This window comes from Kitasatospora sp. NPDC088391, assembly GCF_044753345.1.
GTDB lineage: Bacteria > Actinomycetota > Actinomycetes > Streptomycetales > Streptomycetaceae > Kitasatospora.
In genome coordinates, this window is the sequence record NZ_JBIVNB010000008.1 from 49,648 (window position 1) to 71,755 (window position 22,108).

Consider the following 22,108-nt stretch of genomic DNA (forward strand, 5'->3'; position numbering starts at 1 on the left):
ACGGTTGTAGGTCCACTGAACTTCCGCGCCCCGCCAGGGGCGCGGGGAACTGCGCGGGGCGGAAGGCGAACGTCCGTCAGGTCGCCCCGGTTACCGCAGCGCGGAGATCGCCTCCACCAGCGCCCGCCCGACGTCCGGCACGCCCAGGTGCACCCCGTCCGCGACGACGTGCCGGCCGCCCACGACCAGGTGCCGGACGTCGGCCGCGCTCGCCGCGAACACCGCGGTCTCCGCGCCGAGTTCGGGGCCGGGGCCGGCGGTGCGGACCGAGTCCAGGGCGATCGTGCAGAAGTCGGCGAGGGCGCCGGCGGCGAGGCGGCCGGCCTCGGGCCAGCCGAGCGAGGCGTGGCCGTCCTCGGTGCCGGCCCGGAGCAGTTCGGCGGCCGTCCAGTGCCCGCGGGTGCGGGTGCGCAGGCGTTCGTCGAGTTCGAGGGCGCGGGCCTCCTCGAAGGGGTCGATCACGGCGTGGCTGTCGGAGCCGAGGCTGATCGGGCTGCCCAGCGAGGCGAGCCGGCGGGCCGGGCCGATGCCGTCGGCGAGGTCCCGTTCGGTGGTGGGGCACATGCAGACCGTGGTGCCGGAGCCGGCCAGCAGCCGCTGGTCCTCCTCGGTCAGGTGGGTGGCGTGCACGGCGGAGGTGCGCGGGCCGAGCACGCCGTGGTCGGCGAGCAGCCGGGTGGGGGTGACGCCGTGCGCGGCGAGGCAGGCCTCGTTCTCGGCGGTCTGCTCGGAGAGGTGGACGTGCAGCGGGGCGCGGCGCACCGCGGCCCAGTGCGCGACGGTGTCCAACTGCTCGGCGGGGACGGCCCGGACGCTGTGCACGGCGGCGCCGATCCGGGCGTGCCCGGTGTCCTTGAGGGCGTCGGCGCGGGCCGCCCAGGCGTCGGCGTCGCCGTCGGAGAACCGGAGCTGGGGTTCGGTGGGGGCGGCGCCGAAGCCGGCCGACAGGTAGCAGGTGTCGAGCAGGGTGATCCGGATGCCGGCCCGGGCGGCGGCCTCGACCAGGGCCGCGCCCATCGCGTTGGGGTCGGCGTAGCGGACGCCGCCGGGCGCGTGGTGCAGGTAGTGGAACTCGCCGACGGCGGTGATCCCGGCGAGCGCCATCTCGGCGTACACGGCGGTGGCGAGCGCCAGGTAGCGGTCGGGGTCGAGCGCGGCGGCGACCTGGTACATGGTGTCGCGCCAGGTCCAGAAGGTGCCGGAGCCGACCTGGACGGCGCCGCGCAGGGCGCGGTGGAAGGCGTGCGAGTGGGCGTTGGCCTGCCCGGGCAGGGTGAGCCCGGCGAGCCGGACGGCGCCCGCCGGGCAGGGGCCGCTGCGGGGGGTGACGGCGGTGATCCGCCCGTCGGGTCCGGCCTCGATCAGCACCTCGGGCGCGACCGCAGGAGCGTCGGCGCCCGGCAGCCAGGCGTGTTCGGCCCAGTACGTCACGACGGCCGGCATGCGAGGTCCTCCAGTACGTCGGCGAGGGCGGCGACCCCGGCGTGGCAGTCGGCCTGTTCGGCGTGTTCGGCCGGGGAGTGCGAGACCCCGGTGGGGTTGCGCACGAACAGCATGGCGGTCGGGACGGCGGACGCCAGGATGCCGGCGTCGTGTCCGGCGCCGGTCGGCAGCACGGGGGCCTTCAGGCGCTCGGCGAGCCGGTCGCGCAGCGGTCCGTCGAAGTCGACCACGGGGGTGAAGGACTCCCGGGTGAGCACGACCCGGACGCCGTCGCGCCCGCCGCGTTCGACGGCGGCCTGCTCGATGGCGTCGACGACCTGCTGGAGCGTCTCCTCGTCGGCGGCCCGGGAGTCGAGCCAGCCGCGCACCAGGGAGGCGATCGCGTTGGTGCCGTTGGGTTCGACGGCGACCTTGCCGAAGGTGGCGAGCGCCCCGGCGAGGCGGGCCTTCTTGCGGGCGGCGAGCACCGTGGTGGCGTAGGTCAGCATCGGGTCGCGGCGGTCGTCGAGCCGGGTGGTGCCGGCGTGGTTGGCCTCGCCGTGGAAGTCGAACCGCCAGCGGCCGTGCGGCCAGATCGCGCCGGCCACGCCGACCGGCTGGTCGTCCGTCAGGTACCGGCCCTGCTCGATGTGGAGTTCGACGAACGCGCCGATCCGGCCGAGCCGTTCGGGGTCGGCGCCGATCGCGGCCGGGTCGTGCCCGGCGCGTTCCATCGCGTCGGGCAGCCGGACGCCGTCGGCGTCGCGCAGCGCGTACGCGGCCTCCCGGTCGAGCAGGCCGGCCGCCAGCCGGGAGCCGACGCAGGCGACGCCGAACCGGGCGCCCTCCTCGTCGCCGAAGTTGGCGATCGCCAGCGGGCGGGTGAACTCGACGCCGCGGGCGCGGAGTTCGTCGAGTGCGGCGAAGGAGGAGACCACGCCGAGCGGGCCGTCGTAGGCGCCGCCGTCCGGGACGGAGTCCAGGTGCGAGCCGGTGACCACGGCGTCGCCCGCGGTCGGGTCGCCGAGCCAGGCCCACTGGTTGCCGTTGCGGTCGGTCTCGTGGTGCAGGCCGCGGGCCCGGGCCTGCTCCTCGAACCAGGCCCGGCACTCGGCGTCGGCGGAGTTCCAGGCGTGCCGCCGGTAGCCGCCGGAGGAGGCGGAGCGGCCCACGGGGAGCAGCTCCGCCCACATCGATTCGAAGCTCACAGCTCACCCATCGGGATGCGCACCCCGCGCTCGGCGGCGACCTCGTCGGCCCGGTCGTAGCCGGCGTCGACGTGCCGGATGACGCCCATGCCGGGGTCGTTGGTGAGGACCCGGCGGATCTTCTCGCCGGCCAGCGCGGTGCCGTCGGCGACGGTGACCTGCCCGGCGTGGATGGAGCGGCCGATGCCGACGCCGCCGCCGTGGTGGATGGAGACCCAGGAGGCGCCGGAGGCGACGTTGACCATGGCGTTGAGCAGCGGCCAGTCGGCGATCGCGTCGGAGCCGTCGAGCATCGCCTCGGTCTCCCGGTACGGGGAGGCGACCGAGCCGCAGTCCAGGTGGTCGCGGCCGATCACGATCGGGGCGGACAGCTCGCCGCTCGCCACCATGTCGTTGAACCGCTCGCCGGCCTTGTCGCGCTCGCCGTAGCCGAGCCAGCAGATCCGCGCGGGCAGGCCCTGGAAGTGCACCTTCTCCTGGGCCATCTTGATCCAGCGGTGCAGCGACTCGTTCTCCGGGAACAGGTCGAGGACGGCCTTGTCGGTCTTGTGGATGTCCTTCGGGTCGCCGGACAGCGCGGCCCAGCGGAACGGGCCCTTCCCTTCGCAGAACAGCGGCCGGATGTACGCCGGGACGAAGCCCGGGAACTCGAACGCCCGCTCGTATCCGGCGAGTTGCGCCTCGCCGCGGATCGAGTTGCCGTAGTCGAAGACCTCGGCGCCGCGGTCCTGGAAGCCGACCATCGCCTCCACGTGCCGGGCCATCGCCTCGCGGGCCCGGACGGTGAACTCGGCGGGCTTCTCGGCGGCGTAGGACGCCATGTCCTCGAAGGCGACGCCGATCGGCAGGTAGGCCAGCGGGTCGTGGGCGCTGGTCTGGTCGGTGGCGATGTCGATCGGGGCGTCCATCGCCAGCAGCTGCGGCACCAGTTCGGCCGCGTTGCCGAGCACGCCGATCGACAACGGCTGCCGCTTGTCGCGGGCCTCGGTGGCCAGCTGCAGGGCGTGGTCGAGGTTCTTGGCCTCGACGTCCAGGTAGCGGTGCTCGATCCGGCGGGCGATCCGGGACGGGTCGCAGTCGATGCAGATCACCACGCCGCCGTTCATGGTGACGGCCAGCGGCTGGGCGCCGCCCATGCCGCCGAGACCGGCGGTGAGGGTGATCGTGCCCTCCAGGGTGCCGCCGAAGCGCTTGTCGGCGACGGCGGAGAAGGTCTCGTAGGTGCCCTGGAGGATGCCCTGGGTGCCGATGTAGATCCACGAACCGGCGGTCATCTGGCCGTACATGGTGAGGCCGAGCGACTCCAGGCGGCGGAACTCCTCCCAGTTCGCCCAGTCGCCGACCAGGTTGGAGTTGGCGATCAGCACCCGCGGCGCCCACTCGTGGGTCTGCATCACGCCGACCGGGCGGCCGGACTGGACCAGCATGGTCTCGTCCTGCTTCAGCCCCTGCAGGGTCCGCACCATCGCGTCGAAGGAGCGCCAGTCCCGGGCCGCCTTGCCGGTGCCGCCGTAGACCACCAGCTTCGACGGGTGCTCGGCGACCTCCGGGTCCAGGTTGTTCATCAGCATCCGCAGGGCGGCCTCCTGCTGCCAGCCCTGCGTGCTCAGCCCGGTGCCCCGCGCCGCGCGGACCTCGCGCGGGCCGTTCGCCTGCTCTGCCATGGACCAGCCTCCTTGCGGATGTTTTCATTCACCTTCGACGGGACTGAATATATCCAAACAGAGGCGGCCCGGCCAGAGCACCCCGCCCGCGAGTTCGGCTCCCGCCGGACGGGGCGCGGGGTCAGCGGGGCCCGCGAGGCCCGCAGGGTCAGCGGGGTCAGTTCTTCCCCGGGGCGCCCGGCGGGGCTCCGGGCCCCGGCCCGTCGCCGGCCGGTTCGCCGCGCAGCGCGGCCAGCCGCCGGCGGTACTCCTCGACCTCAACCTCGCCCCGGGCCAGCCGCTCCGCGAGCAGCCGCTCCGCCTCGCCGTGCCGCACCGGACCGGGCGGACTCCCCCATCGCGGCGCCGGTGCGCCGCCCGCCGACCGGCGGGCCGAGACCCGCCACAGCACCGCCGCCAGCACCGCCAGCAGCAGCACGACCACCAGGAACGTCAGCCCGGGCAGCAGCCACGGCATGCCGCCGTGGGGCCCGTGGTGCCAGTACCTCATCGCGATCACCCGCCATCGCACCCGCACGGTGCGCCGTCTCCAGTCTGCTCCTCCCGGGCGCGACCCGGAACGGCACGGCCCGACGCGCCCCGGCACGGTCCGGAACCGCCGAACGCCGCCCCGGCGGGACGGCGTTCGGGACGGGCGCCCCGCGCTCCCCCCGACGGCCCGTCAGGCCGCCTCGTCGCCGTCCCAGTCGATGCCGATCTCGGCCAGCCAGCGGCGGTCGGCCGCGTCGGGCTCGGGGGTGGGCTGGCCGGGGCGGGCCGGGGGGCGCGGGATGTGCTGGACCGGGCCGACGCCGTAGCGGGCGGCGGCCTCGTCGGCGGCGGCGGCCGCGTCACTGCCGGGCTCCAGGACGCCGATGTGCACGGCCTCCTCGTCGCCCGGGTCGAGCACGGTGAGTTCGGGGTGTGGTGGGCGGCGCAGCGCGATGCGGCGGCCGCAGAGCGGGCAGGACCATTCGTCGGCCCCGGACCCGAGTCGTCCGGTCAGTCTCATCCGGTGGATCGGCGGTGGCATTGGACTCCCCCGTCCAAGCTGTCGTTTCCCTCATGGAAGGGATGCCCGCTCAGCCCCCGTCGTCAACCCGACGAAAAGGGGTCTTTGCCGAAACAACGGGTGTCATTCCAAGAACAGTTGACGGGCCGTCGCGGACTGCTCGATCGCCTCCAGCCGGGCCTCCGCGCCGGGGATCTCGTCGCACATGGTCTGCAGCAGGACCCGGCCGAGCATCATCGGCGCGCACGCGGTGTCGAAGACCAGGCCGGTGCCGACGGCGGCGGGCAGCAGCACGTCGGAGAGCTTGGCGACCGGCGCGAACGCCGAGTCGGCGACGGTCAGCACCGTCAGCCCGCACTCGCGGGCGACCGCCAGTGCCTCCATCAGCTCGCGCGGGTAGCGCGGCAGCGCGAAGCAGAGCAGCGCGGTGGCCCCGGCCGCGGCGACCTGCTCCAGCCGGTCGGTGAGCATCGAGCCGCCCTCGTCGAGCAGCCGGATGTCGGGGTGCACCTTGCCGGCGAAGTACGAGAAGCCGCGGGCCTGCGCGGACGCCGCCCGCAGGCCGAGCACCGGCAGCGGGCGGGAGGCGGCCAGGATGCGGGCGGCCCGGACGATCGGCGCCGGGTCGGCGAGCAGTTCGGCGAGGTGCCGCAGGTGCTCGATCTCGGCGAGCACGGCCTGCTGGTGCTCGTTGCGCACCACCTCGTGGTGGCTCTCGGGGGCGGACGCCTCCCCCACTCCGAGCTCGCGCAGCTGCTTGCGCAGCGCCGGGTAGCCGTCGTAGCCGAGCGCGACCGCGAAGCGGGTCACGGACGGCTGGCTGACCCCGGCGAGTTCGGCGACCTCGACGCTGGACAGGAACGGCGCCTCGGTGGCGTGCCGGACCAGCGAGTGCGCGATCCGCCGCTGGGTCGGCGTCAGCCGGTGGCCCTCGAAGAGCTGGAGCAGCCGGGCGGAGGGTCCGGCGGCCGTGCCGGTCTCGTCCAGGGCGGTCATCTGCGGTACCTCCGGGCTCGGTGGGGCGGTCGCCGATGGCTTCGGCGGTGGCTTCGGCGGTGGCTTCGGCGGTGGGACGACTGTGGCGCAGCCCCGGCGGCCCGGCAATCGCGTATCGCCTGCCGGGACGGGCGGGTCCGGAGCGCGGTCCCGCCCGTCCGGCCGCTGCCGGGGGCGGGCGGGACCGGGCCGGTCCGGCGGGTGCGCCCGCCGCGCCCCGGCAGGGGGCTCAGGCGAGCGGGCCGGTGACCCGCTGCACCGCCTCGACCAGGGCGCCGGAGGCGACCAGGTCGGCGGCGGCCTCCAGGTCCGGGGAGAGGAAGCGGTCCCGGCCGGGCCCCTCGACGCCGGCCGCGCGGGCGGCGGCGACCGCGGCGGCGGTGGCCGGGGCGAGCACGCCGGACTGCTCGGCGGCCTGCTCGCGGATCTCCAGCGCCCGGGCGGAGGCGACGAGTTCCACTGCCAGGACGCGGCCCAGGTTGGCCACCGACTGGCGCAGCTTGCGGGCCGCGGACCAGCCCATCGAGACGTGGTCCTCCTGCATCGCCGAGGACGGGATGGAGTCCACCGAGGCAGGCACCGCGAGCCGCTTGTTCTCGCTGACCAGCGCGGCCTGGGTGTACTGGGCGATCATCAGGCCGGAGTCCACGCCCGGGTCGTCGGCGAGGAACGCGGGCAGGCCGTGCGAGCGGGCCTTGTCGAGCAGCCGGTCGGTGCGCCGCTCGGAGATCGAGGCCAGGTCGGCGGCGGCGATCGCCAGGAAGTCCAGCACGTACGCCACCGGGGCGCCGTGGAAGTTGCCGTTCGACTCGACCCGGCCGTCCGGCAGCACCACCGGGTTGTCCACGGACGCGGCCAGTTCGCGGTCGGCGACCAGGCGGGCGTGCGCCAGGGTGTCCCGGCCCGCGCCGGCCACCTGCGGGGCGCAGCGGATCGAGTACGCGTCCTGGACCCGCGGCGCGTCGTCCTGGTGGTGGCCGGTCAGGCCGGAGTCGCGCAGCACCGCCAGCATGTTGGCGGCGGCGTCGGCCTGGCCGGGGTGCGGGCGGATCGGGCCGTGCAGTTCGGGGGCGAGCACCTTGTCGCTGCCGAGCAGCGCCTCCAGGCTCATCGCGGCGGTGATGTCGGCGGTGGTGTAGAGCCGGGCCAGGTCGGCGAGCGCCATCACCAGCATGCCGAGCATGCCGTCGGTGCCGTTGATGAGGGCCAGGCCCTCCTTCTCCAGCAGCTCGACCGGCTCGATCCCGGCGGCGGCCAGCAGTTCGGCGGCGGGCTTCTCCACCCCGTCCGGGCCGAACGCGGTGCCCTCGCCCATCAGCACCAGCGCGCAGTGCGAGAGCGGCGCGAGGTCGCCGGAGCAGCCGAGCGAGCCGAACTCCCGCACCACCGGGGTGATCCCGGCGTTCAGCAGCGCGGCCATCGTCTCGGCGACCAGCGGGCGGACGCCCGTACGGCCGGAGGCCAGCGTCTTCATCCGCAGGAACACCAGCGCCCGGACCACCTCGGTCTCCACCACCGGGCCCATGCCGGCGGCGTGCGAGCGCACCAGCGAGCGCTGCAGTTGGGCCCGCAGTTCGGGGCTGATGTGGCGCACCGCCAGCGCGCCGAAGCCGGTCGACACGCCGTAGACCGGGCGGGGCTCGGCGGCGAGGGCGTCGATCCGGGCCCGGGCCGCGGCCATCTCGGCGAGCGCGTCCGGCCCGATCTCCACCCGGGCCCCGCCGCGGGCGACGGCGAGGACGTCCTCGGCGCTGACGTCGGCCTTGCCGACCTGGACGACGACACTGTGCATATCCATATGCACAATCAGATCAGGTGAATGGAGATGTGACAAGCAAGGGTGGCGGCCGTTCCGGACCGGCCACCGGTGGTTGACTGGCGCGCGGAGGTGCGACACCCATGGCACGGGCGACGGAACGACGACGAGTGGTGCGGCTGAGCGGGGACGAACGGACGGCGCGCCCCGACAGCCTGGCCGCCGAGGAACCACTGGAGATCCGGATCGGCGGCGAGGCGCTGACCGTCACCATGCGCACCCCCGGCCACGACTTCGACCTGGTCGCCGGGTTCCTGGTCGGCGAGGGGCTGGTCGGCGCCACCGGGGAACTCGCCGCCCTCCGCTACTGCGCGGGCACCGACGCGGACGGCGCCAACACCTACAACGTGGTCGACGCCACCGTCCGCGGTGCCCGGCCCGCGCTCTCCGCCCACCGCAACCTGCTCACCACCAGCGCGTGCGGCCTCTGCGGCCGCGACACCGTCGACGCCGTCCGCACCCGCTCCCGCTGGGACGTCGCCACCGACCCGCTCACCGTCCCGGCCGGGACACTGTACGGGCTCCCCGGGCAACTGCGCGCCGCCCAGCGGACGTTCGACAGCACCGGCGGGCTGCACGCGGCCGGGCTGTTCACGGCGGACGGGACGCTGCTGTGCGTCCGCGAGGACGTCGGCCGGCACAACGCGGTCGACAAGGTGGTCGGCTGGGCCCTCCGCGAGGGCCTCCTCCCGCTCACCGGCCACCTCCTGCTGGTCTCCGGCCGGGCCTCCTTCGAACTGACCCAGAAGGCCGCCCTGGCCGGCCTCCCGCTGCTCGCCGCCGTCTCCGCCCCCTCCTCCCTCGCCGTCGACCTCGCCGAGGAACTGGGCCTCACCCTGGTCGGCTTCCTCCGCGACCGCACCGCGAACGTCTACACCCGCCCGGACCGGATCTCTTAGACAGACGCTTTCGGGAGAAATCCTGGGCCCGCTGGGAGCGAAGCTCCAGGGGCCCCTGGGGTGCTCCCCGATTTCTAGCTGGGCGGCGGCGAGCAGGGGCCCGAGAGGGCCACGGCGGCGAGGGTGCGGAGGGCCGGGGCGATCTGGCCGAGGGGGAGGGTGGATTCGTCGGCGAAGAGTTCGAGGAGCCAGCCGCCCGCGGCGTTGGCCCCGCCCGCGGCGACCATGGCGCGGTAGCCGGAGACCACCATGACGGCTTCCTCGGCGGCGTCGTTGCCGGGCGCGCCGGCCCGGAGGGCGAAGGAGCCGCCGGTGACGGCGCGGCCGGTGAGGGGGTAGTGGCGGAGGTCGAAGACGGCGTCGGGGGCCTCGATCTGGGCCCGCTGGGTCTGGGCGCGGGCGCTCGCGGGGCCGCCGGTCATCCGGTAGACGGCGTGCCGGCAGGTGCGCATCAGGTGCGAGCCGGGCGGGACGTAGGAGATCCACCAGCCGACGGCGTTGAGCAGCCGGGAGGCGCTCTCGGCGACGACGGCGAGCCGTCCGAGGGTGTCGGCGGGGTGGGTGACGGCGCCCTGGACGCCGCCCTGGTCGAGGGCGGCGAGGACGGCGGCGAGCAGCTGCCCGGGGTCGGCGCTGTGTGCGGCGCCGCGGATCCGCCGCCGGTCCCCGTGGGAGCGGCCGGACGGGCGGCGGCGCTGCGGGTCGGCGCCGTCGGCGAGCAGGACGGTCGGGTCGGGGGCCCAGCCGGGGCCGTGGCCGCGGCCGGCCACCACGGGGTGGGCGGCGCGGGCGGCCTTGGCCCGGTACTGGGCGGCGTCGGCGAGCCGGAGCAGCCGGTCGGGGGTGGTGACGGGGCCGATCGGGTCGCCGGTGGAGGCGACGCCGCAGGCGACGCCCTCACCGTCCGTCAGTTCCAGGGCGCGGGCGCAGAGTTCCTCGGCGACCGTCACCACCTCGTCGGCGGGCCGGCCCTCGACGAGCAGGCAGAACTCGTCGCCGCCGAGCCGGGCGGCCAGGCTGCCGGGGAGCTTGGCCGCGGACAGCGAGAGCTGGTGGGCGAAGCGTTCGAGCAGCCGGTCGCCCATCTCGTGGCCGAGCTGGTCGTTGACCCGCTTGAGGCCGTTGACGTCGCAGACCACCAGCGAGACCACCGCGCCGTCCCGGGTGTGCGCCTTGAGCGCGGCGTCGAGGCGGGCGTCGACGGAGCGGCGGTTGGCGAGGCCGGTGAGGGCGTCGGTGAAGGCGAGCCGGCGCAGGTCGGCGACGCGTTCGGTCTGGGCCAGGCCGGCCGAGACCTGGGCGGCGAGCAGGGTGGCGTAGTCGGCGTCGGCGGCGTCGAAGACCGGCATGCCGATGCCGCGGGCGAGGTACAGCTCGCCCCAGGCCTGGCCGTGCAGCACGATCGGGGCGACCAGGCAGCAGCCCCGGCCGCGGCGGCGCAGGCCGGCCGCCCGCTGGCGGCAGAACGCCCCGGCGGCGGGGTGCTGGTGGCCGGTGGGCGGGCCGGCGTCCTCGGCGGTCTGGACCCAGGCGCGGGGCAGCCGGCCGGTGGTCCAGTGCTCCTCCAGGTAGCTGAGGATCTCGGGGAAGTCCGCGACGGGGTAGGACTCGTCCTCGGGCAGTTCCTCCTCGCCGGGCGCCAGCTCGCCGTGGTTGACCAGCACCCGCAGCCGGCCGGACTCGCGGTCCCAGACCGAGACGGCCGCCATCGTCGCGCCCAGTGCGCGGGTGGCCCGGGCCGCGGCGGCGCCGACCGCCTCCAGCGGGGTCATCGCCCCGGCCATGTCCTGGGCGAGTTCCACCACCGCCTGCAGGCGCAGGTCCGGCGCCGCCGCCTCGAACGAGGCCTCCTCGGTCATGGTCGCCTCACTCACCGCTCGCCGTCCTCCTGCCCGTGGCCTTTCACCCAGCCTAGGCCGATCCGCCCGGTTTTCGGCCGAACCGGGCGGTTACGGGGCGGTGCCGGGGGTGCGGGTGAGCAGCCAGGGCTCGACCAGGCCGAGGCCGCGGACCGGGCGGCGCCACATCGGCTGGAGCTGGAAGCGGTGGGCCGGGTCGGGTTCGGTCTCGGGCAGGCCCGCGGTGCCGTGCTGTTCGAGCGCGGTGGCGAGTTCGCCGTCGACCAGGACGGCGTCCTTGGGGGCGATCGAGGTGAGCCGGGAGGCCAGGTTGACGGTGGTGCCGAAGACGTCGCCCATCCGGGAGGTGACGGTGCCGAAGGCCATGCCGACCCGGAGGGCGGGCATGTTGTCCTCCTTGGCGAGCGTCTCGACCAGGGAGAGCGCGATCTCGGCGACGGTGGCCGGGTCCTCGGAGACGAACAGGATCTCGTCGCCGAGGGTCTTGACGACCCGGCCGCCCTGACCGGCGATCAGGTCGGAGCAGGTGTTCTCGAAGCCCTCGACCAGCGAGCCGAGTTCCTCCTCCTCCAGCCGGCGGGAGAGCCGGGTGAAGCCGACCAGGTCGGCGAAGGCGACGGCGAGCCGGCCGGAGGTGACCTCGTGGTCCTCGGCGGCGGCGACCACCCGGCCGGTGACGGCGGCGAGTTGGCGGCGCCACACGTAGACCAGGAACTGCTCCAGTTCGGGCAGCAGCAGTTCGACCAGCGGGTAGGCGACGTCGGAGCGGGTCATGCCGGGCTCGACGGGCTGGGTCAGGTTGTCGAGGAAGGTGTCCATCTGCCAGCCGGCCAGCCGCGAGGTGGTCTGGCCGGTGGAGCGGGCGACCTGGATCGCCATCGGCTCGCTGAGCAGCCCGGACTCGATCAGGCCGGCCAGCCGGCGCAGCGCGATCACGTCGTTGTCGGTGAGGGCCCGGGACTGGCCGATGTCGGGGAAGCCCATGGCGCGCCAGAACCGGGTGGCGAGCTCCATCGGGACCTCGGCGGCGCGCGCCGCCTGGTAGGGGGTGTACTTGCGGGGCGCGTCGAGGATGAGCCGCTCCAGGTCGGCCGCGACGGTGTTCCCCTCGTCCGCCGCGCCGTGCCCGGAGCCCGTCGTGGCGCCGCCGTTGTCTGTCACCGGTCCGTCCCCGTGCGGTCGCCGCACTCGTCTTCTGCCGTCCTGGAGGTCTGCGGCACGCGACCACCGCGAGGGTAGTGGCGAGCCTCACACCGCTGCCAGGTGGAATGTTCGCACGGAATCGCGTAATCCGGGGCATCCGCCCGGCAGCCGGTCCGCCGGTCCCGCCCGTTGAGACCGCGGGGCCCGGCGGTCAGTCCTGCGGGCGGACGTGCACCACGTCACCGGCCGCGACGGGGTGGCGGACGCCGTCGGGGGTGCGGACCACCAGCCGGCCGTCGCCGTCCACCGCCACGGCCTGTCCCAGCAGCTCGCGGTCGCCCGGGAGTTGGACCTTCACCGGCCGGTTCAGCGTGGTGCAGCGGGCGGTGTACGCGGGCAGCAGGCCGCTGGCGTGCGGGTCGCCCGCGGCGGCCGTCCACTCGCCGTACAGCTCGGCGAACTCGCGCAGCAGCGCCCGCAGCAGGGTGGCCCGGTCGGTCACCTCGGCGCCGGCCAGCGCCAGCGAGGCCGCGGTGGGGACGGGGAGTTCGTCCTCCCGCAGCGAGACGTTCAGGCCGAGGCCGGCCACCACGGCGCCGCCGGAGAGTTCGGTGAGGATGCCGCCGAGCTTGCGCTCCCGGCCGTCGACCTCGGCCTGCAGGTCGTTGGGCCACTTCAGCCCGGTGCGGGTCCCGGCGATCCGGTCCAGGGTGGCGGAGACCGCGGTGCCGACCAGGATCGGCAGCCAGCCGTAGCGCTCCACCGGCACGCCCCGCGGGCGCAGCAGCACCGAGAGGAACAGCCCGGAGCGCGGCGGCGCGGACCACCGGCGGTCCAGCCGGCCCCGGCCGGAGCTCTGCGACTCGGCGACCAGCACCGCGCCTTCGGGCGCGCCGTCCCGCGCCCGGGCGGCGAGGTCGGAGTTGGTGGAGCCGGTCGTGCTCACCACATCGAGTGAGGTCCACAGCGACCCGGGGCGCAGCAGGTCGAGCCGCAGCGCCCGTTCGTCCAGCGGCGGCCGGTCCAGGTCGGTCCACGGGGAGGGGCCGTCGTGGCCGAAGCCGCGCAGGCCGGAGCGGCGGGGGCGGGGGCTGTCGGGTGTCGTCACCGGGCCAGCCTAGAACGCGCGCGGAACACCGGAGCGTACCCGCAGGCCGCTTCATCGTCCCGCAGAACGGGCAGTGGCACGATGTGTCGATGGCCATAGCCGCGGAGCGCTCCGCGCTGGCTACGCTACTCAACGGTAGACCGCAGCGCCGCCCTGCCCAGCAACCCTCACGTCCCGGGCCGGCGGCCGAGGACGCAGGGAGAGCCACCGGAATGACCGAGGCACCGCAGGACGCGCACACCACCGCCGGGAAGCTCGCCGACCTGCGCCGGCGGATCGACGAGGCGGTGCACTCCGGCTCGGCCGCGGCGGTCGAGAAGCAGCACGCCAAGGGCAAGCTGACGGCCCGTGAGCGCATTCTCGAACTGCTCGACGAGGACTCCTTCGTGGAGTTCGACGAGTTCGCCCGGCACCGCTCCACCAACTTCGGCCAGGAGAAGAACCGCCCGTACGGCGACGGCGTGGTGACCGGCTACGGCACCGTGGACGGCCGCCAGATCGCGGTGTTCGCCCAGGACTTCACGGTCTTCGGCGGCTCGCTCGGCGAGGTGTTCGGCGAGAAGATCGTCAAGGTGATGGACTTCGCGCTGAAGACCGGCTGCCCGATGATCGGCATCAACGACTCCGGCGGCGCGCGCATCCAGGAGGGCGTGGTCTCGCTCGGCCTGTACGGCGAGATCTTCCGCCGCAACGTGCACGCCTCCGGCGTGATCCCGCAGATCTCGCTGATCATGGGCCCGTGCGCGGGCGGCGCGGTCTACTCCCCCGCCGTCACCGACTTCGTGGTGATGGCGGACAAGACCTCGCACATGTTCATCACCGGCCCCGACGTGATCAAGACCGTCACCGGCGAGACCGTGGACATGGAGGAGCTGGGCGGCGCCCGGACCCACAACACCAAGTCCGGCAACGCGCACTACCTGGCCGCCGACGAGAAGGAGGCCGTCGAGTACGTCAAGAGCCTGCTCTCGTACCTGCCCTCCAACAACCTCTCCGACCCGCCGGCCTTCCCCGAGCAGGCCGACCTGACGGTCACCGACGAGGACCTCGAACTCGACTCGATCGTCCCGGACTCGGCGAACCAGCCGTACGACATCCGCCGGGTGATCGAGCACGTGCTGGACGACGGCGACTTCCTGGAGGTCCAGCCGCTGTACGCGGGCAACATCGTGATCGGCTTCGGCCGGGTCGAGGGCCACCCGGTCGGCGTGGTCGGCAACCAGCCGATGGACCTGGCCGGCTGCCTCGACATCGCGGCCAGCGAGAAGGCCGCGCGCTTCGTCCGCACCTGCGACGCCTTCAACATCCCGGTGCTGACCTTCGTCGACGTCCCCGGCTTCCTGCCCGGCACCGGCCAGGAGTGGGACGGCATCATCCGGCGCGGCGCCAAGCTGATCTTCGCGTACGCGGAGGCCACCGTGCCGCTGATCACCGTGATCACCCGCAAGGCGTTCGGCGGCGCGTACGACGTGATGGGCTCCAAGCACCTCGGCGCCGACCTCAACCTGGCCTGGCCGACCGCGCAGATCGCCGTAATGGGCGCGCAGGGCGCGGTCAACATCCTGCACCGCCGCGAGCTGGCCGCCGCCGAGGCGGAGGGCCGCGCCGAGGAGCGGCGCGCCGAACTCCTCGCCTCGTACGAGGACACCCTGCTCAACCCGTACCTCGCCGCCGAGCGCGGCTACGTCGACGCCGTCATCGCGCCCAGCGAGACCCGCCGGCACATCGTCCGCGGACTGCGGGCGCTGCGCGGCAAGCGGGAGTCGCTGCCGCCGAAGAAGCACGGCAACATCCCGCTCTGACCCCCGAAGGGAGCTCCGCACCATGACGCCCATTCAGGTGCTGCACGGGCAGCCGACCCCCGAGGAGCTGGCCACCGTCCTGGCGGTGGTCCAAGCCCGGGCCGCGACCCGGGCCGCCACCGGCCCCGCCCGCGGCCCGGCCACCGCCTGGACCACCCGCACCCCGCGCCCCGTCCCACCCCCGGGCCCGCACGCGTGGCGCACCAGCCTCTGGCCCCGGTAGCGACCGCGTCCCCCGGGCCCGCCGGGCTTCGCGGGAGCGAAGCTCCCTTCCGGGCCCGCTGGGAGCGAAGCTCCAGGGGCCCGGGGAACGGCGGTGCCGAGGGGCGGGTGACCGACGGGCCGCGAAGCGCCGACCCCGTTTCGGGCCGAAGGTCTTTGGCGAAAGCCCCGTAGCGCCCCGATGGGTTCCGGCGCATCGCCCCTCGGCCCCGCCGTTCCCCGGGCCCCTGTTTTCTCCCGTCCCGCCTGCAAAAAGTTCCCGGGCCCCTGATTGTTACTCCCGCTTGCCGAAGAGGATGCCGTCCAGGGCGAAGCTGCCCGGGCCGAGGGCGGCGATCAGCAGGAAGGCCCAGCAGAAGAGGACGGACGCCTCGCCGCCGTTCTGGAGGGGGAAGAGCGCGTTCTCCTGGTGGACGGTGAAGTAGGCGTAGGCCATCGAGCCGGAGGCGAGCAGCGCGGCCCAGCGGGTGCCGAGGCCGAGCAGGACGAGGCCGCCGCAGACGAGTTGGATGACGGCCGCGTACCAGCCGGGCCAGGTGCCGGCCGGGACGGTGCCGCCGCCGTAGGCGCCGCCGAGGACGCCGAAGAGGGAGGCGGCGCCGTGGCAGGCGAAGAGCAGTCCGACGACGGCGCGGTGGAGCGCGACGAGGTGGGGGCGGGCCGCTGCGGTGGTGGTTCTCGCGGTGGTGACGATCGACGACATGGGTGGGCTTCTCCTCGGCCGGGACCAGTGGGGTGGTTCGGTTCGGTGCGGTGCCTGCCCTGACCAGGATGTGACGGCCCGTCGGGTCCGAGGGTGGTCGCGGCCCGCACGCCGTCGATCATGAACCCGACAAGTCGGTTGCTCCATTGCAGGGATTCGGCGGCCCCGCGTCAAGCGGGCACCCGAACCAACTCGGGTACGCCGAGCTGAGTACGGATACTCAAGCGCGGCCCGGCCCCGCCGTTGCACGCTGGGTGGATGCTCTGGTCAGACCCCCGCGACGAACCGTCGCCAGAGGTCCGCGAGGTGCAGCGCCGGCTGCGCCGGACGGCGCTGGTGCTGGCGCTGATGGCCGTGCTGGGGGCGGTCCTGGTGCTGGGGTAGGGCCGGTCCGGGGGCGGCTAGGCTGGGGGCATGACCGCTCGCCGCCCGCTGGTTCTCGCATCCGCCTCCCCCGCCCGGCTGGGCCTGCTGCGGCAGGCGGGCCTGGACCCGCTGGTGCGGGTGAGCGGGGTGGACGAGGACGCGCTGTCCGCGCCGACGCCGGGCGAGCTGGCGCTGGTGCTGGCCGTGGCGAAGGCGGAGAAGGTCGCCGAGGAGCTGGCCGCCGAGCCGGGCGAGCCGCCGCTGGTGATCGGCTGCGACTCGGTGCTGGAGCTGGACGGCCGCGCGCTGGGCAAGCCCGCCGACGCGGCGGAGGCGCTGGAGCGCTGGCGCTCGATGCGCGGCCGCTCGGGCGTGCTGCGGACCGGGCACTGCGTGATCGACACCGCGACCGGACGGCGGGCGGGCGCCACCGCGTCCACCACCGTCCGGTTCGGCACTCCCGACGACGCCGAGGTCGCCGCCTACGTCGCCTCCGGCGAACCGCTGCACGTGGCCGGGGCGTTCACCCTGGACGGCCGTTCGGCGCCGTTCGTGGAGGGCATCGACGGCGACCCGGGCAACGTGATCGGGCTGTCGCTGCCGCTGCTGCGCCGCCTGCTCGCCGAGCTGGACGTGCGCATCACCGACCTGTGGGCCTGAGGGCCCGTCAGCCCGCCGCGGGGGCGTGCTTGGCCAGGTAGGCCAGCACGTCCGGCAGGGCGCCGTCCCGGAGCAGCGGGGCGCCGTGGTTGCCGCCGGGGTAGATCTTCAGCTGCTTGTCCTCGGCGACCGCCGCGTCGTACAGCGCCTTGGCGTTGGCGTCGAACGGGGCGTCGTGCTCCTCGGCGGCGAAGTAGCTGGGGGTCTTCACCGTCCGGACCGAGAGCGCCGGGTTGTACAGGCCGAAGGCTTCGGGCGAGGAGAGCGAGACCACCGCCTCGATCGGCAGCGGGTTGTCGAGGCGGGCGGCGACCAGCGAGGCGGCCGCGCCCTTGGAGGCGCCGACCAGGGCGAGCGCGCCGACGCCCTTGCCCTTGTAGTAGGTGGCGGCGGCCTTGATGCCCTCGGTGACGTCGCCCTCGGAGGTGAAGGCGAGCACCGCGTAGCCGGCCCTGGTGAAGTCGTCGAGGACCGGGGCCCATTCGCAGAGCGAGCCCTGCAGCTGGTGCGAGAAGACCACGCCGACCTTGGCGTGGCCGGCGTCGGAGTCCCGGTAGTAGGCGTCCAGGTCGGTGCCGCCGGTGGTGCCGGCGTCGAGGGTGAAGGAGCCCTTGGCGGCCTGGTCCTTGGTGAGGCAGCCGTAGGTCTTCGGGGTCGGGGCGGCCGCGGCGGTGGTCTTCGCGGCGCCGCCGCCGGAGCCCGAGGTGCAGGCGGTGAGCAGCAGGGCGGCCGCGGCGAGCGCGACCGGCAGCGTGGAACGCTTCACGTTTCCCCCGTGAATCGTGCGGAGTGGTGCCGATGACGGCTGTGACGCTAGGGACCGTCCCGATCTTGGTCAATGGTCTGAACCATTGCGTTATGGCCACGAACGGACCCGGCCGGACCCGGGCGCACCGGTACCGCGGATTCCGGTTCGTGGGTGCGGAAACGGACAGAACCGGGGCCGTACATCTGTTGCCCTGTTCCACCCCCGGGCCGGGCGGGCCGCCGTTAGGCTGTCGCAGCCGGACCGGAAAGGGGCGACGGGGAGCGGAAGATGACCGATGGTGTGCTCAACGTCGTGCTGGGACTGATCGCCTCGGCGATCAGCGCCGGCCTGGGCTGGCTGGCCCAGACGCTCCGCCGGCGCCGCCGGCTGGAGCGGGAGCGCGCCTTCTTCGGCCTGCCGGACGACGGCGAGGCACTGCTGGTGGTCAACCAGCATCCGGCGTCGCCCAGCTCGAAGAGCGTCTCGCGCAACGACGTGTACGCCCTGATGGAGCTGGCCGCGCTGGTCCGGGGCTGCGGCGCCCGGGCCACCCTGACCGGTCACGACCAGGTCCGCCAGGGCCTGGGCGACAAGACCGAGTTCTGCGTGGGCGGCCCGGCCAGCAACGTGCGCACCGCGGCCCACCTGGCGTCCTGGCTGCCCGGGGTCGTGTTCGTCCCGGCGCCCGCCGGGGCCGACAGCCCGGCTCCGTCCCTGCGGGTCGGGGCGCGCGAGTTCGGGCTCGCGCCCGCGGCCGGGGAGTCCGACGGGAGCGCGTACGCGCTGCTGGCCCGCGTCCACCTCAGGCCCGGCAGCCGGCCGGTGTTCCTGATCGCCGGGCAGACCTCGGTCTCCAACCACGCGGCGGTCCGCTACCTGGCCGCCCACCACCGGGGGCTGGCCCGCCGGCACGGCTCGGACGGCGCGTTCGCGGTGGTGCTGCGGGTGGTCAACGCCCGTGCCTACGGGCCGGACGTGGTCGAGTTCGAGGCCGACCTGACGGCCGCGGCGACGGCCCGCCCGGAACCGGTGGCGGTCTGAGCCCAGCCTCCGTGTGGCGAAGGCCACCCTCCCTCCACGCCCGCCCCAGTGGGCCGGGGGAAGATCGGTCCGGCCTCCCGGCCTGCGGCGCGCCGTCAACGGCCGCCACGCGCACGGGAGTCCGGACACCGAGCGTGTGAGCACGCTCACCACCAGGGACTACTCGCCGGTAGCGCCCTTCCATCCATAGACTCGACGAGGTTCGAGAAGGGAGCCACTGTGCGCAAGGTGCTCATCGCCAATCGCGGGGAAATCGCTGTTCGTGTTGCCCGGGCGTGTCGGGATGCGGGGATCGGCAGTGTTGCGGTGTACGCGGAGCCGGACCGGGACGCGTTGCATGTGCGGGCGGCCGACGAGGCGTACGCGCTGGGCGGTGACACCCCCGCGACCAGTTACCTCGACATCGCGAAGGTGTTGAAGGCCGCGGCGGACTCGGGGGCGGACGCGGTCCACCCGGGCTACGGCTTCCTGTCGGAGAACGCCGACTTCGCGCAGGCCGTCCTGGACGCCGGGCTGACCTGGATCGGGCCGCCGCCGCAGGCGATCCGGGACCTGGGCGACAAGGTCACCGCCCGGCACGTGGCCCAGCGCGCCGGCGCGCCGCTGGTCGCGGGCACCTCCGAGCCGGTCTCCGGCGCGCAGGAGGTGGTGGCGTTCGCCGCCGAGCACGGCCTGCCGGTGGCGATCAAGGCCGCCTACGGCGGCGGCGGCCGCGGCCTGAAGGTCGCCCGCACCCTGGAGGAGATCCCGGAGCTGTACGAGTCCGCGGTCCGTGAGGCGGTGGCGGCGTTCGGGCGCGGGGAGTGCTTCGTCGAGCAGTACCTCGACAAGCCCCGGCACGTGGAGACCCAGTGCCTGGCCGACTCCCACGGCAACGTGGTCGTCGTCTCCACCCGCGACTGCTCGCTGCAGCGCCGCCACCAGAAGCTCGTCGAGGAGGCCCCCGCGCCGTTCCTCACCCCCGAGCAGAACGCCGAGCTGTACCGGGCCTCGAAGGCGATCCTGCGCGAGGCCGGCTACGTCGGCGCCGGGACCTGCGAGTTCCTGGTCTCCCAGGACGGCCTGATCTCCTTCCTCGAGGTCAACACCCGCCTCCAGGTCGAACACCCCGTCTCCGAGGAGGTCACCGGCCTCGACCTCGTCCGCGAGATGTTCCGCATCGCCGACGGCGAGGCCCTCGGCTACGACGACCCCGAGGTCCGCGGGCACTCCTTCGAGTTCCGGATCAACGGCGAGGACCCGGGCCGCAACTTCCTGCCCGCCCCCGGCACCGTCACCCACTTCGCCCCGCCCTCCGGCCCCGGTGTCCGCCTGGACGCGGGCGTCGAGTCCGGCTCGGTCATCGGCCCCGCCTGGGACTCCCTGCTCGCCAAGCTCATCGTCACCGGCACCGACCGCAAGCAGGCCCTCCAGCGCGCCCACCGCGCCCTGGAGGAGTTCAAGGTCGACGGCATGGCCACCGCCCTCCCCTTCCACCGCGCCGTCGTCACCGACCCCGCCTTCGCCCCCGAGGTGCACGGCTCGGACGCGCCGTTCCAGGTCTTCACCCGGTGGATCGAGACCGAGTTCAACAACACCATCCCGGCCTTCACCGGCGCGGGCGGCGACGGTGACGAGCCCGAGGGCCGCGAGACCGTCGTGGTCGAGGTCGGCGGCAAGCGGATCGAGGTCTCGCTGCCCTCCTCGCTGGGCGTCGCCTCGGCCCCGGCCGCGGCCGCCGGCGCGGGCAAGGCGAAGCGCCGGGTCGGCGCGAAGAAGGCGTCCGCCGCCGCGTCCGGCGACACGCTGGCCTCGCCGATGCAGGGCACCATCGTCAAGGTCGCCGTCGAGGAGGGCCAGGTCGTCGCCGAGGGCGAGCTGATCGTCGTCCTGGAGGCGATGAAGATGGAGCAGCCGCTCAACGCCCACAAGGCCGGCACCGTCACCGGCCTCAAGGCCGAGGTCGGCGCCTCGGTCTCCAGCGGCGCCGCGCTCTGCGAGATCAAGGACGTCTGAGCACGATGACCGCGGAGGGGCGGGCGGGGCCACCGGCCCGGCCCGCCCCTCCGGTGTTCAGCCGGCCGCGGTGAGCACCAACTCCTCGACGCCGCACAGGAACCGCGCCATCTGCTCGCGGTCCAGCAGCGCGCTGTCGGCGACCATCAGCAGCTCGACCGCGCCGGGCACCGCCACCACGTCGACCGCGACGCTCACCCCGGGGCGCGCCGGGAAGGTGTCGGGGAAGGCCAACTCGCGCCGGACGGCGGGCGGTTCGGCCGATCCGTCGGGCATCGCGGCGGCCAGCGGGTCGCGGGTGTCGTTCCAGAACACCGAGTGGTCGGCCAACTCGGCTCCGGTGGCGCGCAGTTCGTCCAGCTCGGCCTCCAACTGCGGCTTGTCGTAGCCGGAGTGGCGGTAGGCGCTGAGCGCCGGACCCTGGCAGCGCCGGACCGTCTCGGCGAACTCCCCGGCGAGCTCCGGGAGGTGGAACAGCCCCTCCTGGGCGAGGGTGGTGACGGCCTCGGCGGCCTGCTCGGTGAACCGGTTGCCGACCACCACCTGGAACAGGATCTCGCGCCGCCCGGCCAGCAGGCCGAGCCGGGTCGCGGCGGCGGCCAGCAGCACGGTGGCGTCGCTGGTGCGCAGCCGGGCGGCGGCCGCGGGCAGCGCGGCGACCAGCTCCGGGGAGCGCAGCACCGCGAGCGGGAACCGCCGGCCGGGGTCGGCGTCGGCGGGCGGGGGCGGCAGCAGGGTGCGCGGGCCGGTGCGGAGCTTGTCCCGCCAGTGCCGGCGGGCGGCGGCGTCCCGGCGGCGGCCCCGCGGCGAGTGCTGGTCCGCGGCCTCGTCCAGCGGCTGGGCGAACCCCCGGGCGGCGCGCAGCTGTTCGAGGGTGCTGCCGGTGGCCAGCAGCACCAGGTCGCGGACCAGCCGGCGCATCCCCCAGCCGTCCGCGGCGGTGTGCGAGAGCACCAGGACGGCCTGCCGGACCAGGCCGTCGACCAGGACCAGGCCGAGCCGGACCGGCCAGCGGCCGGCCAGGTCGAACGGGGCGGCGGCGTACTCGGCGAGCAGTTCGGCGGCGGCCGCGGCGGCCCGCTCGGGCGTGTCCCGGTGCAGCAGCTCCACCGGGAGTCCGCCCTCCGGGTCGAGCACCTGGACCAGCTCGCCGTCCTCGACGAGCAGCCGGGTGCGCAGCGCCTCGTGCAGGTGCAGCAGGTCGGTGAAGGCGCGCCGCACCTCGTCCAGCGGCAGGCCGGGTTCGACGGGGGCGGCCAGCCGCACGTTGTAGCGGTGGGCGTCGGGGCCGAGCTTGACCAGGGCGGAGTGGATGGCGCGCTGGCCCCAGGTCGCGGGGCCGCGTCCGCCCCGGGCCCCGCGCACCGTCAACTCGGTTCTGTCGTCGGGTGTTTCGCTCGCTGCGTCCATGGGGCCAGACGCTACAAGCGGGGCCGCCGGGGCGGCCAGGGTCCGGTGCCGGGCC

General features: G+C 74.7%; 19 protein-coding genes and 1 pseudogene. 7 read left to right on the plus strand and 13 right to left on the minus strand.

Annotated features, from left to right (window positions below; translation table 11 throughout):
* Window positions 1-90 precede the first annotated feature (90 nt).
* From ACIQBJ_RS23260 to hutH, 7 genes are all read right to left on the minus strand, one after another.
* Window positions 91-1,443 carry a formimidoylglutamate deiminase gene (locus tag ACIQBJ_RS23260; RefSeq protein WP_400713748.1) on the minus strand — a complete coding sequence of 451 codons (1,353 nt, stop codon included), beginning with the start codon at window positions 1,441-1,443 and terminating at the stop codon, window positions 91-93.
* Window positions 1,428-2,615, minus strand: a complete 1,188-nt coding sequence (locus ACIQBJ_RS23265; protein WP_400714559.1) for an allantoate amidohydrolase — start codon at window positions 2,613-2,615, stop codon at window positions 1,428-1,430. Before ACIQBJ_RS23265 ends, ACIQBJ_RS23260 begins: the two co-directional genes overlap by 16 nt.
* 11 nt (window positions 2,616-2,626) lie before the next feature.
* Window positions 2,627-4,294 carry a urocanate hydratase gene (hutU, locus tag ACIQBJ_RS23270; protein ID WP_400713751.1) on the minus strand — a complete coding sequence of 556 codons (1,668 nt, stop codon included), beginning with the start codon at window positions 4,292-4,294 and terminating at the stop codon, window positions 2,627-2,629.
* A 157-nt stretch (window positions 4,295-4,451) separates the two neighbouring features.
* Window positions 4,452-4,784 carry an SHOCT domain-containing protein gene (locus ACIQBJ_RS23275; protein WP_400713754.1) on the minus strand — a complete coding sequence of 111 codons (333 nt, stop codon included), beginning with the start codon at window positions 4,782-4,784 and terminating at the stop codon, window positions 4,452-4,454.
* A 171-nt stretch (window positions 4,785-4,955) separates the two neighbouring features.
* A complete protein-coding gene (locus tag ACIQBJ_RS23280) occupies window positions 4,956-5,285 on the minus strand; it encodes a hypothetical protein (protein ID WP_400713757.1) in 330 nt (109 codons plus the stop codon).
* A 123-nt stretch (window positions 5,286-5,408) separates the two neighbouring features.
* Window positions 5,409-6,281, minus strand: coding sequence for a MurR/RpiR family transcriptional regulator (locus ACIQBJ_RS23285; RefSeq protein ID WP_400713760.1), 873 nt, complete (start codon window positions 6,279-6,281; stop codon window positions 5,409-5,411).
* Between the two features lie 229 nt (window positions 6,282-6,510).
* Entirely contained in the window at window positions 6,511-8,079 is a 1,569-nt protein-coding gene (hutH, locus tag ACIQBJ_RS23290) for a histidine ammonia-lyase (RefSeq protein ID WP_400713763.1), read from the minus strand.
* Window positions 8,080-8,180: 101 nt separating this feature from the next.
* Here hutH and fdhD point away from each other — a divergent pair, with 101 nt between their 5' ends.
* Window positions 8,181-8,996, plus strand: a complete 816-nt coding sequence (fdhD, locus tag ACIQBJ_RS23295; RefSeq protein ID WP_400713766.1) for a formate dehydrogenase accessory sulfurtransferase FdhD — start codon at window positions 8,181-8,183, stop codon at window positions 8,994-8,996.
* Between the two features lie 644 nt (window positions 8,997-9,640).
* Here fdhD and ACIQBJ_RS23300 read toward each other — a convergent pair.
* The 3 genes and pseudogenes from ACIQBJ_RS23300 to ACIQBJ_RS23310 form a co-directional block, all read right to left on the minus strand.
* Window positions 9,641-10,780, minus strand: a pseudogene (locus ACIQBJ_RS23300) (diguanylate cyclase domain-containing protein); the annotation flags it as partial.
* A gap of 165 nt (window positions 10,781-10,945) precedes the next feature.
* Window positions 10,946-12,016: an adenylate/guanylate cyclase domain-containing protein gene (locus ACIQBJ_RS23305; RefSeq protein WP_400713769.1), complete on the minus strand. Its 1,071-nt coding sequence runs from the start codon at window positions 12,014-12,016 to the stop codon at window positions 10,946-10,948.
* Between the two features lie 193 nt (window positions 12,017-12,209).
* On the minus strand, window positions 12,210-13,106 hold the full coding sequence (locus tag ACIQBJ_RS23310; RefSeq protein ID WP_400713772.1) for a biotin--[acetyl-CoA-carboxylase] ligase: 897 nt from the start codon (window positions 13,104-13,106) through the stop codon (window positions 12,210-12,212).
* Window positions 13,107-13,318: 212 nt separating this feature from the next.
* Between ACIQBJ_RS23310 and ACIQBJ_RS23315 the strand changes: the two genes are divergently transcribed.
* Both ACIQBJ_RS23315 and ACIQBJ_RS23320 read left to right on the plus strand, forming a co-directional pair.
* On the plus strand, window positions 13,319-14,908 hold the full coding sequence (locus ACIQBJ_RS23315; protein ID WP_400713775.1) for an acyl-CoA carboxylase subunit beta: 1,590 nt from the start codon (window positions 13,319-13,321) through the stop codon (window positions 14,906-14,908).
* A gap of 22 nt (window positions 14,909-14,930) precedes the next feature.
* Window positions 14,931-15,131, plus strand: coding sequence for an acyl-CoA carboxylase subunit epsilon (locus ACIQBJ_RS23320; RefSeq protein ID WP_400713778.1), 201 nt, complete (start codon window positions 14,931-14,933; stop codon window positions 15,129-15,131).
* Between the two features lie 273 nt (window positions 15,132-15,404).
* Here the strand turns inward: ACIQBJ_RS23320 and ACIQBJ_RS23325 are convergent, their stop codons facing one another.
* A complete protein-coding gene (locus ACIQBJ_RS23325) occupies window positions 15,405-15,833 on the minus strand; it encodes a DoxX family protein (protein WP_400713781.1) in 429 nt (142 codons plus the stop codon).
* Between the two features lie 258 nt (window positions 15,834-16,091).
* Here ACIQBJ_RS23325 and mmpB point away from each other — a divergent pair, with 258 nt between their 5' ends.
* Both mmpB and ACIQBJ_RS23335 read left to right on the plus strand, forming a co-directional pair.
* A complete protein-coding gene (gene mmpB / locus ACIQBJ_RS23330) occupies window positions 16,092-16,217 on the plus strand; it encodes a morphogenic membrane protein MmpB (RefSeq protein WP_400713784.1) in 126 nt (41 codons plus the stop codon).
* Between the two features lie 30 nt (window positions 16,218-16,247).
* Entirely contained in the window at window positions 16,248-16,859 is a 612-nt protein-coding gene (locus ACIQBJ_RS23335) for a nucleoside triphosphate pyrophosphatase (RefSeq protein WP_400713787.1), read from the plus strand.
* Between the two features lie 7 nt (window positions 16,860-16,866).
* On the opposite strand, the gene ACIQBJ_RS23340 is transcribed toward ACIQBJ_RS23335, so the two are convergent.
* On the minus strand, window positions 16,867-17,625 hold the full coding sequence (locus ACIQBJ_RS23340; RefSeq protein ID WP_400713790.1) for an alpha/beta hydrolase family protein: 759 nt from the start codon (window positions 17,623-17,625) through the stop codon (window positions 16,867-16,869).
* Between the two features lie 270 nt (window positions 17,626-17,895).
* Here ACIQBJ_RS23340 and ACIQBJ_RS23345 point away from each other — a divergent pair, with 270 nt between their 5' ends.
* Together ACIQBJ_RS23345 and ACIQBJ_RS23350 are read left to right on the plus strand one after the other, a co-directional pair.
* On the plus strand, window positions 17,896-18,648 hold the full coding sequence (locus ACIQBJ_RS23345) for a hypothetical protein (protein ID WP_400713793.1): 753 nt from the start codon (window positions 17,896-17,898) through the stop codon (window positions 18,646-18,648).
* A gap of 219 nt (window positions 18,649-18,867) precedes the next feature.
* The gene (locus ACIQBJ_RS23350) at window positions 18,868-20,643 is read left to right on the plus strand and encodes an acetyl/propionyl/methylcrotonyl-CoA carboxylase subunit alpha (RefSeq protein ID WP_400713796.1); all 1,776 of its coding nucleotides are present in this window, start codon (window positions 18,868-18,870) and stop codon (window positions 20,641-20,643) included.
* 57 nt (window positions 20,644-20,700) lie between these two features.
* Here the strand turns inward: ACIQBJ_RS23350 and ACIQBJ_RS23355 are convergent, their stop codons facing one another.
* Window positions 20,701-22,053: a condensation domain-containing protein gene (locus tag ACIQBJ_RS23355; protein ID WP_400713799.1), complete on the minus strand. Its 1,353-nt coding sequence runs from the start codon at window positions 22,051-22,053 to the stop codon at window positions 20,701-20,703.
* Window positions 22,054-22,108: the final 55 nt, after the last annotated feature.